The following is a 15,543-nucleotide window of genomic DNA, read 5'->3' on the forward strand; positions in this document are numbered from 1 at the left end:
CTTCAACGACCACAAGCAGTGGCGAGGGATCGCCACCCGCTACGACAAGCTGGCTGTCGTCTACCGAGGCGGCGTCGTGCTCCGCACCATCACCATCTGGCTACGCGAATAACCAGACACTCCCTAGCCGCGATGCGCGCCCACCCCTACGGCCTGGGCGCGACCGCCATCGGCACCGTCGTCGAGGAGCACCCGCGGATGGTCGTCGCCCGCACCGGCCTCGGCGGCACCCGCGTCATCGACCTGCCCATCGGGGAGCAGCTGCCGCGCATCTGCTGAGGCCCCGCCGGCTGAAGGGGCGGGCGGACGAGGGGATACGACCCACCACATGCGTGGTTTTGCGTCGGCAGAACCACGAATGTGGTGGGTCGTACCCCGTACGGCCCGCACCCACCCGTCCCGCCGAGGTGACCGCGCGTCCGATCAACGGTCGCGCTCGTCCGATGAGAGGACTGAAGTCCCTGCCCCGCCTTTACCTTCCTGGGGTTCGCTGGAGCCCAGGACGAGAGCGGCCCAGGACGAGGGGCCGAGGACGGGGCAGCACGATGAGCGTGGACATCTCCACCGAGACCAGCACCAGCCAGGACACGGGCCAGGACAGGGGCCAGGACACGGCCCAGGACACGGCCCAGGGCATGGGCCAGGACACCGCCGGCCCCGTGAGCGTGGCCGCCGTCAACGAGGCGCTCGACGTCGGGCGGGTGACGAACCCGTACGTGCGCGCCTACGTGCAGTACTGGGCGACGATCACCGAGCCGGCGCGCGTGGAGGTGGTCTCGGCCCTCGACGACGCGCGACTGGTCGCCGAGGCGCTGGACGCCGGTGAGCTCCAGCCGGCCGGGCACGGCCTCTACTACTCGCGCAGCTACTCCAAGGACACCGCGCGCAGCGAGGAGCGCACGATCGTCGCCACCGACGACGAGACGGACGCCGGGGTCTACAACAACTGGCGGCGCGGCGACGAGATGGTCGCGGCGCAGATCCACCGGATGGCCGGGCAGTCGGCCGGCCGCACGATGTACGTGGTGCCGTACCTGATGAGCCCGGAGGGCTCGCCGCTGGCGCAGTACGCCGCCGGCGTCCAGCTGACCGACAACCGCCCCGTCGTGCTGCACATGATCCGCATGGCGCGCGTGGGCATCGAGCACCTCGACGAGCTGCCCGACCCGATGGACTTCGTGAAGGCCGTCCACGTCACCGGCGACCTGCCGAACCTCGGCCAGGGCACCCCGGAGGACCAGCGGTACTTCGTCACCGTCGCCGACCGGCGCACGATCCTGCACTTCGGCTCCAGCTACGGCGGCAACGCCCTGCTCGGCAAGATCGCCCACGGCCTGCGCCAGGCCTGCTTCGACGGGCGGGCCAGCGCCGAGCACGGGGTCGGGGGCGGACGCGGCTTCCTGGCCGAGCAGTTCATGCTGCTCGGCATCACCGACACGGTCACCGGCAAGCGGTGGCACGTGGCCGGCGGCTTCCCGAGCGCGTCGGGCAAGACCAACCTCGCCATGACGCTGGCCCCCGACGCCCTGGGCGAGCGCTACCGCGTCGACTTCTACGGCGACGACATCGCCTGGCTGTGGGTCGGCGACGACGGCCGCCTGTACGCGATGAACCCGGAGTTCGGCGTCTTCGGCGTCGCGAAGGACACCAACGCCGCCACCAACCCCACCGCCCTGGAGGCGATCACCCCGGGCAGCGGCGCGATCTTCACCAACGTCGCCTACAACCCCACCACGCAGGAGGTCTGGTGGGAGGGGCGGACGCCGGAGCCGCCGACCGACGTGACCGGCTGGCTGGACTGGAAGGGCGAGGCGATCGCCGACCGCGAGCCGGGCGACACCTCGCCCTGGGCCCACCCGAACAGCCGGTTCACCACCACGCTGGCGAACGTGCCGAACGTGGCGGCCGACTTCGAGGCCCCGGCGGGCGTGCCGGTCGACGCGATCATCTTCGGCGGCCGCACCCGCGACCGCGAGCCGCTGGTGCGGGCCGTCACCGACCTGGCCGAGGGGGTCTACGACGGGCTCACCCTCGGTGCCGAGGCCACGTTCGCCGCCGACGGCCTCGACGGCCAGCTGCGCTACGACCCGATGTCGATGCGCCCGTTCCTGGCCTACGGGGAGGGCGACTACGCCCGGCACTGGCTCGAGGTCGTCGGCGCGGCCACCGAGCAGCCGATCTTCGCGCACGTGAACTGGTTCGCCAAGGACCCCGAGGACGGTCACTTCCGCTGGCCCGGCTACCGGGAGAACCTGCGGGCCCTGCTGTGGCTGCTCGCCCTCAAGGACGGCGAGGTGACCGGCCACCGGACGCCCGTCGGGATCGTGCCCACCGCCGAGGAGCTGGACCTGACCGGCCTGGAGGTGCCGGAGGCGGACCTCGAGGCGCTGCTGAGCATCGACACCGAGCGGTGGCGCCAGGAGATGGCCTTCCGCGCCGACCACCTCGCGCAGTTCGAGCGGCTGCCCGAGGAGATCTGGGCGGCGCACCGCCGGGTCGCGCAGGCGCTGGAGGACGCCGCCGAGACCGCGGCCGACCTGGAGGAGTAGAGCCGGAGCGACGGACCCCGAGGAGCGGGCCTACAGCCGCGCCGGCAGCGTCGCCCACCCGCGCAGGATGCGGGTCGGGCGGCGCCGTCGGTCGCTGCTCAGCACCAGGTCCGGGTGGGTCTCGAGCAGGGTGCGCAGCCCCACCTCGCCCTCCATCCGGGCCAGCGCCGCCCCCAGGCAGTAGTGGCGGCCGCCGGAGAAGGAGACGTGGTCGCGGGCGTTGGCGCGGGTGACGTCGAAGGTGTCGGGGTCGGTGAACACGGCGGGGTCCCGGTTGGCCCCGGCGAGGACGGCGGAGATCATCTCGCCCGCGCGGACCTGCTGCCCGGCGACCTCCGTGGCCGTCGCGGCCGCCCGTCCGGTGAGCAGCACCGGCGGGTCGAAGCGCAGCACCTCGTCCACGGCGTTGCCCCACAGGTCGGGGTCGGCGGCCAGGGCGGCGCGGGCGGCGGGGTGGCCGGTGAGCAGCACGAGCCCGTTGGAGAGCAGGTTGACCGTCGTCTCGAACCCGGCGGCGAGCACCAGGCCGGCGGTGGCCAGCAGCTCGTCCTGGCTCAGGCCCTCGCCGGTCTCCTCGTCGCGCGCGGCCACGAGCCTGCTCATGAGGTCGTCGCCCGGGTGCTCGCGCAGGTGCTCCAGGTGGCCGACCAGCCAGGTGCGGAAGTCGTCCAGCGCCACCTCGACCCGGCGCATCTGCGCCCAGCTCAGGCCCAGGTCGAGCGACGGCGCGGCGGCCTGCCCGAAGGCCAGCACCCGCTCCCGCTCCTCGGCGGGCACCCCGAGGATCTCGCAGATCACCGTGACCGGCAGCGGGGCGCAGTAGGCCTCGACCAGGTCGACCTCGCCGCGCGCGTCGACGTGGCGCGGCAGGTCGGCGGCCAGCTGCGCGGCCACCTCCTGCGTGCGCGCCCGCAGCGCCTCGACGGCGCGGGCGCTGAACACCCGGGTCACCAGCCGGCGGTAGCGGGTGTGGTCGGCGCCGTCGGTGACCAGCAGTGACGGCGGCGTCAGCGGGCCCAGTCGGTCGGGCTCGCCCGCCCAGGCCGCCAGCCGCGCCACCGGGCCGCGCTCGGGCTCCGGGAAGCCGCTGCGCAGGTCGGGGTGGGCCAGCACCTCGCGGACGACGGCGTGGTCGGCCGTCGTCCACGCGTACCGCGAGCGGTGCAGCGACGCGCTCTCGCGGATGTCGCGGGCGATCTCGTAGGGCGCCTCCAGCGAACCCGCGGTCCGGGTGACCATCAGGCCCTGGAGGTCGCCGTCGGCGGCCGCGCGACGCAGGACGGCGGCGGCCAGACCGTGCTGGGTGGCCCACCGGACCGTGCGTCGCAGCTCGGCGCGCGGCGAGGGCAGGGCGGCGAGGGCGGCCCGGGCGGCGCGCGGCCCCCGGGTCGCCCAGCTGAGCACGGGGGCGGTGGTCGGGGTGGTGCGCAGGGGGGAGAGGTGCACGGCTGCTCCTGTGGGGACGGCGTCGTCATCCTGCCTCGCGGGGCCGCGGACGTCACGCGTCCCGCTGCGACGGAGGCCCGACGGGGGTGGTGGCACCACCCCGGCCCCGTCCCCCGGGCGCGTGGAACGGCCGGGCAGCGGGGTGGCAGAAGTGGTCCGGACCTGAGGTCCAGTCCGCGCGAGACCTCCCACGGGACCCCCGCAGATCCGGGCTGATCGTGACGAACGTGCAGGTGAGGGGCGGATCAGCCTGCCCCGAGACCCGCGCCCCCCAGGGTGCATGACCCGATCGGGCCATGCGCCCGGCCGGGAGTGATCAGTCACGCTGGCCGAAGAGGGGACGTAAGTCCCTACCGGCGGGATAAAGAATGGACAGCAGGAGATGCAGCCGCGTCTCGCCCTCCGCCCCGTCCGAACCGGGGCCGACCACCGGAGCACGACCGTGACCGACCCCGACTCCCCCCAGCCCGTCCAGCACGACCTCGACGCGCCCCCGCCGGGTGCGCAGGCCGTCGCCCGCGACCCCGAGGCCGGCCTCCGCGTCACCTACACGTTCCTCATCGCCTCGATGGTCGTGCTCGGCCTCGGCCTGGTGATGGGCTCGGCCGCGCTGGGCGCCTCGGTGGTCATCACCGTGCTCGCCGGCATCGTCGTGCTCGCCGGGATGAGCAGCGCCCGCACCTGGACGATCATCGGCTCCTCGCTCCTGGCGCTCGCGATCTGCATCGTGATGATCAGCTGACCCCTCCTCGAGCCACGCCGCCGGGGCCCCGCAGCCTCGGCGCGCATCCCTCGTGCCGCCGCCGCCCGACCCGGGTGGCACCGCTCCCTCCGCGGCACCCACGACAGCGGGCCCGCACCAGCGGGCCCGCTGTCGTGCGTCCGGGTCAGTCGGCGAGGTGCCGGGGGCTCCCGGCCTGCTGCCTGCTCCGGCCCGGGCGGGCCGGCCACCAGAACCGCTCGCCGAGCGTGAGCACGAGCGAGGGCACGATCACCGTGCGCACCAGCAGCGTGTCGAGCAGCACGCCGATGCCGATCACGACGCCGAGCTGGGCGAGCACGACCAGCGGCAGGACGCCGAGCACGGCGAACACCGCCGCGAGCAGGATGCCGGCGCTGGTGATGACGCCGCCGGTGGCCGACAGGGCGCGGAGCACGCCCTCGCGGGTGCCGTGCCGCTCCGCCTCCTCACGGGTGCGGGTGATGAGGAAGATGTTGTAGTCCACGCCCAGCGCCACCAGGAACAGGAAGGCGAACAGCGGCGTGGAGACGTCCAGCGCCGAGAAGCCCAGCACCTGCGTGAACAGCAGCCAGCCGAGGCCGAGCGCACTGCCGTAGGTGGCCACCACGGTCGCGACCAGCAGCAGGGGTGCGACCAGGGAGCGCAGCAGCAGCACGAGCGCGACCAGGACGAGCAGCAGCACGAGCGGGAAGATCACCAGCCGGTCGCGCCCGGCCGCGGCCGCCTCGTCGATCCGCTCCGCGTCCGAGCCGCCCACGTAGGTGCCGTCGAGGCCGGCGTCCGCGAGGTCGGCGCGCAGGGTCTCCACCGCCGTCCCGGCGGCGTCGCTGCCTGGCTCGGCGTCCAGGACGGCGTCGACCTGGGTGACGCCGTCGCCGCTCGCGCTCGGTTGGGCCGAGCTGACCGCGGCGGAGGCCTGGACCGTCGCCAGCACGGTGTCGGCGTCGTCGGTGCTGACCACGGTGGCCGGCTCCGAGGAACCGGAGGGGAAGGACTCCCCGAGCCGCTCGGCGGCGCTGATCGACTCGGGGGTGTCGAGGAACTGCTCGGCGGCCGAGAGGCCGGTGCGCAGGCCGAGCGCGGGGGAGGCGGCCAGCGCGATCACCACGACGCCGGCGGCCAGCACGGCTCGCGGGCGGCGGGCCACGGCGCGGCCGACACGGCCCCAGACCTTGGCGGTCTCCTCCGAGGTGGGGGTGCCCACGTGCGGCACCTTCGGCCAGAACACCCAGCGCCCGAACAGCACGAGCGCGGCCGGCAGCGCGACCATCACCATCACCGCGGCGACCACGACGCCGACGGCCGAGGCCAGGCCGAGCCCGCGGGTGGTCGGGGTGAGGGAGAGCAGCAGGCACAGCACGCCGACGACCACGGTCGAGGACGAGCCGAGCACGGCCTCGGCGGTGCGGTGCAGGGCGCGGGCCATCGCCCGGTGCCGGTTCTCCTCGCGCCGCAGCTCGTCGCGGTAGCGCGAGATGAGCAGCAGTGCGTAGTCGGTGCCCGCGCCGAACACGAGCACCGAGAGGATGCCGGTGGTCGACTCGTCCCACGCCAGGCCGGTGGCGGCCATCGCGTGGGTGGCGAGCACCGTGGCCAGCCGGTCGGCCAGGCCCACGACCACGAGCGGCACCACCCACAGCACGGGGCTGCGGTAGGTCAGCACGAGCAGGATCGCCACCACCGTCGCGGTCGTGGCCAGGAGGGTCACGTCGGCCCCGGAGAAGACCTCGGCGAGGTCGGCCTGGATGGCGGCGGGGCCGGTGACCGCCACCGAGACCGCGTCCGGCACGTCGGCGCGCAGGGCCTCGCGCAGCGCGGTGACCTGGTCGGCCACCGCCGTCGCCGAGCCGCCGGTCAGCGCCACGGGCAGGAACGCCGCCGTGCCGTCGTCCGAGGGGAGGGGGGAGCCCAGGGCGGCCTGCGCGTCGTCGGGGAGGTCGCCGAGCGAGGAGGCGAGCGCGGCGACCTGGTCGTCGGTGAGCTCGCCCTCGTCGGCGGTCCACAGCACGATCGCCGTGGCGCCGGTGTCGTCGGGCAGGGAGGCGGCCAGCGTGGCGGCCTCGGTCGAGCCGAAGCCCGCCGGCAGCGTGTCGGTCTCCGCGGAGGTCCGGGTCGCCGTGCCCAGCCCCACGATCAGGCCGGCGGCCACCAGCAGCGGCACCAGCGCGGCGACCCACGCCCACCCGCGCCGGGTGGTCCAGGTCGCCCAGGAGGGTGTCTCGCCCATGTCACACTCACCTGCATCATTCAGTCCGTTGATTGCTAAGCAGGTTAAGGAAACGATGGACGACGGCACGCCGGCCTCACCCGGACGGGGACCCGCGTCCTCCTCGGACGACTCGGGGGGCCCGGGCAGCGCGGGCGCCTCGGGCTTCGTCGACCGCTGGCAGCAGACCGACGCGCTCCTCGCCCTCCGTGCGGCCGTGCGAGCGGCGGGGCGCGTGCGGCCGGCCGTGGCCCGCCGCGCCGGGCTCGGTGAGTCCGAGCTGATCGCGCTCGAGCGACTCGTGGACGGCCCGGCCGGGCCCGCCGAGCTCGCCCGCCTGCTCGGCGTCTCCACCGCGGCCGCGACCGGCCTGGGCGACCGGCTCGAGGAGCACGGGCACGCCGAGCGGCGCCCCCACCCCAGCGACCGCCGCCGCGTGGAGCTGCACGTCACCGACGCCGGCCGCGAGGAGGTGCTCGGGCACCTGATGCCGATGTTCGCGGTGCTCGCCGAGCTCGACGCCGGCTTCAGCGACGACGAGCGCGCCGTGGTCGCCCGCTACCTCGACGGGGCACGGGCCGCCTTCGAGCGGATGGTGGAGCCGGACTGAGCCCGCCCAACGGGCTACCGGTCTCCGGGGAAGACCCACCGGTGGTAGGCGTAGAACCGGAACAGCGTGCCCAGCCCGACGCCGACGAGGTTGCCGCTGATGTTCTCCGCCAGCGGCGAGTCGAGGCCCAGCACGTAGGTGGAGAAGGCCAGGCAGCCCACGCCGAGCAGCAGCGAGACCCCGTTGACCAGCCCGAACATCAGGTAGGCGTGGTCGGTGCGGCGCTGCCGACGCTCGGCGAACGTCCACGAGCGCGACCCCACGAACGCCACGGTGGTGGCGAGCAGCACCGCGATCGTCTTCGAGGTGACGGGCCCGAGCTCGAGGGCGTGGCGCAGCAGGTTGTAGCCGCCGGCGTCGACCACGAACGAGAGCGCGCCGACGGTGCCGAAGCGGGCGAGCAGCCGGTAGCCGCCCTGCAGGAACCGCGTGGGGTCGAGCCGGCGCGCCGTCGCGGCCGCGCGGGCGGGCCTGGGGCTCACGGTGCCCTCGCCCGGGGTGAGGGTCTCCTCGTCGGTCCTGGCGCTCATGCGCCCTCCTCCGCGGCCGTCGCGTAGACGACCAGGTTGTCCTGGTAGCCGCCGGCGTCACTGTCGTAGTCGCCGGAGCAGGTGATGAGTCGGAGCTCCTCGTCCGGGGTGGGCCCGTAGACCGCGCGGGTCGGGAAGGAGTCCTTCGGGGAGTCGGCGAGCCGGGTCACGACGAAGACGTGCCGCGTGCCGGCCGCGTCCGTGACCACGACCCGGTCACCCGGGGCGATCGCGGACAGGCCCGTGAACGCCGCCGGGCCGGTGGGCGAGTCCACGTGCCCGGCGATGACGGCCGGGCCGGTCTCGCCGGGTCGGGGGCCGCCCGCGTACCAGCCCGCCCGCTGCCAGCGCGGTGGCGCCTCGAGCACGCCGTCGTCGCGCAGGCCCAGACGGCCGACGGCGACGTCGATCCCGAGGGCGGGCACCTCGACCCGGACGGGCCGCCCCGCCGCGTCCTCCTGGCCCTGGACGCTCAGGTCGTCGGGGGCGCTGCTCGCCGAGCCGCTCGGGGTGCTCGTCGCGGTGCCCGCGCCCCGGCTGGCGCCCGTGCCGGCGTCGGTGGGCGCCCCGGAGGTCGAGCCGCACGCCGTGAGCGCGAGCAGCAGCCCCGCGACGAGGACGGCGAGCGGTGCGCGAGCAGGACGACGACGGGCGGGCGCGCCCGTCACGGGCCGTCCCCGCCCAGCGGCGGGCAGCCGCCGAGGGCATCGGTGGTGAGCATCAGCGGGCCGAGCGCCGCCCAGGCGGCGCCGTAGTAGCTGGGCGAGGAGGCTTGCACGTCACGGGCCTGCTGGAGCCGGGCGTCGGCGGTGGCGGTGTCCCCACGGACCGCGGCCCCGGCCGCCATGCTCACCGCCATGAGGCTGGAGAGGTCGCCGGTCTGCGGCTGGGCGTCCAGCGAGTAGCTGCCGTACGGCTCACCGGTGCCGAGGACGCCGACCAGCGCGTCGGCGATCTCCCGGTCGGCGTCGCGGCACGACTCCGCGTTGCGGACGATGGTGCGCGCCGCGTCGTAGGAGAACACCGGCGCGGAGCCGTCCGGCGCCGAGGTCGGCCACGCGTTGCCGCTGTCGTCGACCTGGGCCCAGTCCGGCGTCAGCTGTCCGTCGACCGTGGCCGCACGCACGGCCTGCGCGGAGCCCTCCTCCAGCTGGGTCCAGCGCGGGTCGTCGTCGACGGAGGCGAGCACCTGGGTGGCCGCGGGCGAGACGTAGGAGGGGTTGAACCAGTACGGAGCGGACGAGGTGGCCCACTGGCCCGCCACGAGCACCAGCCCTGCCGGGGTGCTGACGGTCTCGTGGTCCAGGATCGCCTGGCCGAGGCTCACCCCTGCCTGCGTGTAGCCGTCGTCGCCCCAGAGCCGGCCGGCCAGCACCAGGGCGCGGGCGGCGTCCAGGTCGGCGTCCGAGGCGGACGAGGGGTCGGCGACCGCGCCGTCGGCCCAGCGCCAGGCGAGCAGCCCGTCGTCGGCCCGCACGAGGTGCTCCTGCGTCCAGGACCAGACGGCGTCGAAGGTGTCGCGGTCGTCGGTGCCGACCGCGACGAGCATCGCGTAGGCCTGGCCCTCGCTGACCGTGTCGCCGCCCTGGTCGTGGCGCACCACGCGGCCGTCGTCCTCCACGTAGTCGTCGAGGAACACCTCGGCCGCGGTGGGCGCGTCCGTGGCGGTGCTCGAGGCGGGCGCCGGGGCTGCGGAGTCGTCCCCCGCGGTCAGGACGAAGCCGGCGACCCCGACCACCAGGACGAGGCCGACGACCAGGATCGTCCAGGCGGGCGCGTTGATGCGGCTCATCGTCGGGCGCCTCCCGGGTCGGGTGCCCGGCGGCCGCGGGCGAGCGCCGGGGTGAGGGAGGCGGCGACGAGCGCGACCAGTGCGGCCAGGGCGGCCGTGCCCGCCACGGCGGCCGTGGAGGTGCCGGTGGTCGAGGCGTTCGCGGAGGTGTCGGCGGCGAGACCACCGCCGCCGGTGTCGACGCCGCCGGTGGGCATCGTGGAGGTGCCCTGGCTGTCGCGGACCGCCATGAGCTCCAGGCCGCCGTCGCCGTCGTCGAGGGCGAAGAGGGTGTAGACGCCGCCCGCGCGGACGGTCACCCGGCCGGACGCGGTGGCGTCACCGGAACGGGCGGAGAGGTCGATCGTCCACGCCTGGGCGGGGACCTCGGCGTACCCGGTGGCCCCGCCGGTGTTCACCGACCGCGCCAGCAGCGGGCCGTCGACGACCTGGGCGGTCACCGGCACCGTGGCACCGGAGACCAGCCGCACCTTGGCGTTGCCCGACGACGGGGGAGTGAGGTCGTCGTAGACGACCTGCACGCTCGCGTCGCCCTGGGCGCCGGTGGCGACGACGGTGGTGGCGGACTGCGCGCCCACCCGGATGCTGGAGCGGATCATCGGCTGGCTGTCCTCCCCGGAGCCGGTCGCCCGGAAGGCGACGGAGTAGGTGCCGGTCGGCACCTGCACGTAGTCGGTGACGTCACGGTACGAGACGTCCCTGAGCACCACCGGCTTCCCGCCCGAGAGCGGAGTGAGGGTGATGTCCGCGTCGGGCGTGCCCGGGGCGAGGTGCCCGGCGCGCACCCAGCCGGTGCGGTCGGCCGCCGCGGCGGGCGCGGCCAGCCCGGGCGCGAGGGCGACCAGGACGACGGCCAGCGCCGTGACCAGCAGGTTCCGGGCACGACGGGACGAGGAGCGGCCCGCTGCCGGCACGCCGCGGGGAGTGCGGTGGGGCTCGTGGTGGGGCTGGTGGAGGGACGTGGAGAAGCGGTGCACGGGGATACCTCCGGGCAGGGGTCGGGTGGTGCGGATCACGGGGTCGGTCACGGGGCCGGTCACGGGGTCGGTCACGGGGTCGGTCACGGGGCGGGCAGCAGGTAGTCGGGAGCGCCGAGCGGGAACGTGACCAGCAGCCCGTCGGCCGTCTCCTCCACGGAGGCGGGCGCGTACGAGCCGGTCTGGGCGCGCACCTGGGCCGCCAGTCGGCGGCCGGCCGCCGAGTCGAGCGGTCCGCCGTCGACGCCGGTGAGGAGCAGGCGGTGGGCCGGCAGCTCGTCGGTGCTCTCCCCGGCGGCGACGGGGAAGCCGCCGACGGTGAGGTCGAAGTCGGCCGAGAGCTGGGCCAGCAGCAGCACCGAGCGGGCGTCGGCGGTGCCGCGACGCAGCGCGCGGGCCGCGTCCTGCGAGAACGACAACGCCGGGTTGTCGAGCAGCTGGCGGCCCGCCGCGGTGCGGGCGCGCTCGTCGTAGTCCTGCGCGGCGTAGAAGGCGTCGATGCCGTCGGGCATGACGCGGACGACGTCCACGGTCTCCGGCCCGCCGTCGCCGAAGGAGGCCACGACGACGCCGTTGTCGCGGGCGGAGTCCATCACCGGCGAGGAGCCGGCGGCCTGCCGGACTCCTTCGGTGACCAGGGCGTAGTCGTAGTCGGACCAGCCGTCGGGGGCGAGGTCGTAGACGGCCGGGTCGGTGTCGGCCTTGTAGTACCAGACCACGTCCTCGCGGGGGATGCCCGCGCGCACCAGGTCCAGCCAGGCGGCGTCGTCGACCAGGATGCGCTGGCCGTCGGTGAGGTTGCCCTCGACCCAGGCCTCCGCCGAGCGCAGCGGGGCGTCGTCGTCCGCCGTCCACAGCCGCCCGAGCGCGGACGGCCAGGTGAGGGCGGCGCCGGCGAGCACGGCGAGCGCGAGGACGCCGGCCAGGCCCCCGGCCGCGGTGCGCCTGAGGGTGCCCGCGGAGCCGCGGGCGTGCCGCAGCCCGGCCTCGACCACGGCCGGGACCAGCAGCGCGGCCAGCGGCAGCAGGGCGATGACGTAGGGCACCGGGAGGTAGCCCGGCTTGAGCACGATCGCGGCCAGCACCAGGAACGCGGCGGCGTAGGGCCGCAGGCGACGCACCAGCAGGCCGCCCGCGGCGGCGGCGGTGCCGCCCAGCAGCAGCGGTGCACCGAGGTCGAGCCACGTGCGCAGCGACTGGCCGGCCTGCGTGGAGGCGGACAGGACGCTGCCCGAGGAGTCACGACCGACCAGCTGGAAGTAGATGCCGTCCCACAGCGAGACCCGGCCGGCGCCCGGCAGGAGCTCGCCCTTGAGCAGCGCCAGGGCCAGGTAGCCGACGCCGGCGAGCACGAAGAGCGCTCCGGCCACCGACAGCGTGTAGCGGCGCGTGTCGGGGGTCGCCGAGCGGAGCAGCTGCCAGACCAGGAACGGCAGGAGCAGCAGCGTCGTCTCCTTGGTCAGCACGGCCACCGCGAAGCAGAGGGCCGCCGCGGCGAAGGAGACCAGCTGGTGGCGGCGCGAGAGGGCGAGGACGAACGCGGCCAGCACCCACGGGGTCGCCACGTTGTCGAGGTAGACGGTGCGCGAGTACTGCACGACCAGCGGCGAGAGCGCGAACAGCAGCAGCGCGGTGGCCGCGGCCGGCCGGGACAGCCCGAGCCGGCGTCCGAGCACCCAGAGGAGCGCCGCGGAGACCGTCGCCGCGACGACCATCGCCTCACGCCCGGCGAGCACGCTCACCGAGTAGCGGCCGAAGCCGTCGGTGAGCGCCGTCCATCCGGCGATCTGGATCCAGCCGAGCGGCGGGTGGTCGTACCAGTAGGTGTAGTGGCCCAGCTCGCCGAGCGTCTCGACCGCCCACGCCTGGGCGACGTAGGTGCCCTCGTCGTCGATGCGCTGCGGGGAGCCGCCCATGTTCACCAGGCGGGCGACTGCGGTGAGGACCAGCAGGGGAGTCAGCCACGACGCGGAGGTGCGGTGGCGCGAGAGCCAGCCGCGGGCCCGGGCGAGTCGTCCGGGGCTCGTCGGCACGGCGGACGCGGCGGGGCCCTGCGTCCGGGGCGGGGTCAGCAGTGCGGTCATCGGGCAGCCACCTCCGGGACGGGTGCGGTGCCGGCGTCCGGGACGACGTGGGCGCCGGTGTGCTCGGTCTTCTCCCAGGAGGAGTCGCCGCGCAGCTCGCGCCAGGCGGCGCGCAGGGCGGCGAAGGCCAGGAGCACCTGGTAGGGGAACGTGCCGAGCACGAGCCGCAGGTAGTCCCACGGCCGCAGCCGGACGCCGTACGCGCGGGCGAACTCGCCCAGCCCGGCGGCCTCGACCACGATGGTCACGAGGGTCGGCACGACCGGCACGAAGCTCAGCAGCGCGACCAGCGTCGGGACCTTGGCGAACAGCACCAGGCCGATCGAGACCGGGATCATCACCCCGGTGAAGGCCTGCAGGAACGGCATGGCGAGCGTGTACCGGGCCAGCAGCCGCTGCCGGCGCGTGGGCAGCTGCTTCCAGATGCCCTTGCCGAGCACCTGGAGGAAGCCCTGGCTCCACCGGGTGCGCTGCTTGACCAGCGAACGGACCGAGCCGGGGGTCTCCTCGCGGGTGACGACGTCGGTGTCGTAGGCGACCGCGACGGTGGCACCGCCGGTCGAGAGGCGCACGCCCAGCTCGCAGTCCTCGGCCAGGCAGTCGCCGTCCCACCCGCCGGCCTCGCGCAGCAGGTCGGTGCGGACGAAGATCGTGTTGCCGCCCAGCGGGATGAAGTGCTGCTCGGCGTGGAAGTGCAGGCGGCTGCGGAACCAGAAGTAGTACTCCAGGCAGTTGCGCAGGCTCCACCAGGTGGTCTGCACGTTCATCAGCTGCACGCCGCCCTGCACCAGGTCGGCCCCGGTCTCGGTGAAGCGGGCGTCGACCAGGCTGAGCAGCCGCGGGTGCACCTCGTCCTCGGCGTCGAAGACCCCGACGACGTCGCCGGTGACGTGCGGCAGGGCGGTGTTCATGCCCCGCGGCTTGTTCTTGGGCTCGGAGTGGTCGATGACGACCTTCACCAGCGTCGGGTGCCGCTCCTCGGCGGCCCGGGCGACGGCCTCGGTACCGGGGTCGTCGTGCCCGATGATCACGATGATCTCGAGGTCGGGGTGGTCGGAGGCGGCCAGCCGGTCGATGGTGTGGCCCAGCACCTGCTCCTCGTGCCGGGCGGGCAGGAGCACCGTGAAGCGGCGCTGCGGCGGCACCGGCGCGGCCGCGAAGCCGGTGGTGCGCAGCGACTCCGTGCTGCGCCACGCGTGCAGCATCCACAGCAGGGTCGTGCCGGCCACGAAGGTCATCACGGCCGAGGCGAGCAGCAGGACGGCCCAGCCGGCGCGGGCGGCCCAGGAGGTGGTTCCGGCCTCGGCCGGGGCGTTCCCGGTGACGGAGCCGGTGCCGGTGCCGGTCTGGGTGTCGGTGTCCGGCTGCACCCGGACGCCGTCCTGGCCGTCGGGCAGCAGCGGCGTGCTGTCGGCGACCGGCTGGGCGGCTGCCCCCCGGTCGGCGGAGCCGGTCGTGGTGGACTCCGCCGCGCTCGCGGCGGGTGCGAGGGCAGCGGCGAGGGCCGCGAGCAGCAGCGCCGTCGCGGCGAGGAGGCGGGCGGGGCGATGCGCCCGGCGCGGGTGGAGGGCGTCGTGGCGACGCCGAGGAGGAACAGGCACGTGAGGGTCCTTCGGGGACGAGGACGGGCGGCCGCGGCCGGGCGCACAGGCGCGCCGGCGGGCCGGGGAGGCGGTCGCGGGACCGCGGGGGTCGACGGGGGTCGACCGTGGGTGGAGGTGGGCGGGCGCGGCCCGCGTCACCGGTGCCGCGGCAGCGCGACGACGGGCGCGGCCACCGGGACGGCGCGGGCGCGGCCGCGACGGTGCAGCCGGTCGGCCAGGCCCCACACGCTGACGCGCCACAGGGCCTCGCGGACGATGTCGCCCGTCATCTTCGAGGCGCCGTGCTCGCGCTCGTGGAAGTCGATCGGTACCTCGCGGACGGCGAGGCCCGCTTGGAGCACCCGGCGGGCGAGGTCCACCTGGAAGCAGTAGCCCGCGGAGGCGATCTCCGTGAGGTCCAGCGAGCGCAGGGCCTCGGCGCGGTACACGCGGTACCCGCCGGTCGCGTCCGTCAGCGGCACGCGCAGCAGGGCGCGGACGTAGACGTTGCCGCCGCGCGAGAGCAGCTCGCGGTGCCGCGACCAGCCGTGCACGGCGCCCTCGGGCAGCCACCGGGAGCCGAGCACGAGGTCGGCCCGGTCGAGGGCCTCCAGCAGGCGCGGCAGCTGCTCGGGCAGGTGGGAGCCGTCCGCGTCCATCTCGGCCACGACGTCGTAGCTGCGGCCGGCGCTGCGGTCCAGCGCCCAGGCGAAGCCGGCCAGGTAGGCCGGCCCGAGCCCGTTCTTTTCCGTGCGGTGCAGGACGTGGAGCCGCGACTCGCTCGCGGCGAGGGCGTCGGCGATCTCGCCGGTGCCGTCGGGGCTGCCATCGTCGACGACGAGCACCTCGACGTGCGGACCGACGGCGAGCGTGCGCCGCACGATCCTGGTGATGTTCTCGGCCTCGTCGTACGTCGGGACGACGACGAGCGTGCGTGGGTCGGTGAGTGGTGCGTGCGTGGTGTTCCCGGTCATGACGTTCCCCCCAGGTCGGCGGTCATGTGTCGGTGCGCGTACCGGGAAGT

Annotated in this window: 13 protein-coding genes and 1 pseudogene; 5 read left to right on the plus strand and 9 right to left on the minus strand. The window is 75.1% G+C overall.

The features are described from left to right. From M8330_RS22665 to M8330_RS09810, 3 genes and pseudogenes are all read left to right on the plus strand, one after another. Window positions 1-112, plus strand: a pseudogene (locus M8330_RS22665) (IS5-like element ISMt1 family transposase); the annotation flags it as partial. Between the two features lie 20 nt (window positions 113-132). Further along, complete coding sequence (locus M8330_RS09805; RefSeq protein WP_250827180.1) at window positions 133-279, plus strand: hypothetical protein; 147 nt, start codon at window positions 133-135, stop codon at window positions 277-279. Window positions 280-545: 266 nt separating this feature from the next. Further along, the gene (locus M8330_RS09810) at window positions 546-2,549 is read left to right on the plus strand and encodes a phosphoenolpyruvate carboxykinase (GTP) (protein ID WP_250827181.1); all 2,004 of its coding nucleotides are present in this window, start codon (window positions 546-548) and stop codon (window positions 2,547-2,549) included. A 30-nt stretch (window positions 2,550-2,579) separates the two neighbouring features. Here the strand turns inward: M8330_RS09810 and M8330_RS22430 are convergent, their stop codons facing one another. Continuing rightward, on the minus strand, window positions 2,580-3,995 hold the full coding sequence (locus M8330_RS22430; protein ID WP_250827182.1) for a cytochrome P450: 1,416 nt from the start codon (window positions 3,993-3,995) through the stop codon (window positions 2,580-2,582). 442 nt (window positions 3,996-4,437) lie between these two features. Between M8330_RS22430 and M8330_RS09820 the strand changes: the two genes are divergently transcribed. Further along, entirely contained in the window at window positions 4,438-4,737 is a 300-nt protein-coding gene (locus tag M8330_RS09820; RefSeq protein WP_250053672.1) for a hypothetical protein, read from the plus strand. 145 nt (window positions 4,738-4,882) lie between these two features. Here M8330_RS09820 and M8330_RS09825 read toward each other — a convergent pair whose 3' ends face one another. Beyond that, a complete protein-coding gene (locus tag M8330_RS09825; RefSeq protein ID WP_250827183.1) occupies window positions 4,883-6,964 on the minus strand; it encodes an MMPL family transporter in 2,082 nt (693 codons plus the stop codon). Window positions 6,965-7,019: 55 nt separating this feature from the next. On the opposite strand from M8330_RS09825, the gene M8330_RS09830 reads away from it, so the two are divergent. Then, entirely contained in the window at window positions 7,020-7,553 is a 534-nt protein-coding gene (locus tag M8330_RS09830; protein ID WP_250827184.1) for a MarR family winged helix-turn-helix transcriptional regulator, read from the plus strand. Between the two features lie 14 nt (window positions 7,554-7,567). Here the strand turns inward: M8330_RS09830 and M8330_RS09835 are convergent, their stop codons facing one another. The 7 genes from M8330_RS09835 to M8330_RS09865 form a co-directional block, all read right to left on the minus strand. Next, the gene (locus tag M8330_RS09835) at window positions 7,568-8,083 is read right to left on the minus strand and encodes a GtrA family protein (protein WP_250053676.1); all 516 of its coding nucleotides are present in this window, start codon (window positions 8,081-8,083) and stop codon (window positions 7,568-7,570) included. After that, window positions 8,080-8,751, minus strand: a complete 672-nt coding sequence (locus M8330_RS09840; protein WP_250827185.1) for a class F sortase — start codon at window positions 8,749-8,751, stop codon at window positions 8,080-8,082. Before M8330_RS09840 ends, M8330_RS09835 begins: the two co-directional genes overlap by 4 nt. Then, the gene (locus tag M8330_RS09845; protein WP_250827186.1) at window positions 8,748-9,875 is read right to left on the minus strand and encodes a family 8 glycosyl hydrolase; all 1,128 of its coding nucleotides are present in this window, start codon (window positions 9,873-9,875) and stop codon (window positions 8,748-8,750) included. The genes M8330_RS09840 and M8330_RS09845 overlap by 4 nt, the downstream gene beginning before the upstream one ends. After that, entirely contained in the window at window positions 9,872-10,939 is a 1,068-nt protein-coding gene (locus M8330_RS09850; protein ID WP_250827187.1) for a DUF4397 domain-containing protein, read from the minus strand. Before M8330_RS09850 ends, M8330_RS09845 begins: the two co-directional genes overlap by 4 nt. Continuing rightward, complete coding sequence (locus M8330_RS09855) at window positions 10,936-12,936, minus strand: ArnT family glycosyltransferase (protein ID WP_250827188.1); 2,001 nt, start codon at window positions 12,934-12,936, stop codon at window positions 10,936-10,938. Before M8330_RS09855 ends, M8330_RS09850 begins: the two co-directional genes overlap by 4 nt. Beyond that, entirely contained in the window at window positions 12,933-14,537 is a 1,605-nt protein-coding gene (locus M8330_RS09860) for a glycosyltransferase family 2 protein (RefSeq protein WP_250827189.1), read from the minus strand. Before M8330_RS09860 ends, M8330_RS09855 begins: the two co-directional genes overlap by 4 nt. Window positions 14,538-14,674: 137 nt before the next feature. Next, entirely contained in the window at window positions 14,675-15,493 is an 819-nt protein-coding gene (locus M8330_RS09865; protein ID WP_250827190.1) for a polyprenol monophosphomannose synthase, read from the minus strand. Between the last annotated feature and the right edge of the window lie 50 nt (window positions 15,494-15,543).

Source organism: Nocardioides bruguierae, from assembly GCF_023656415.1.
Classification (GTDB): Bacteria; Actinomycetota; Actinomycetes; order Propionibacteriales; family Nocardioidaceae; genus Nocardioides; species Nocardioides bruguierae.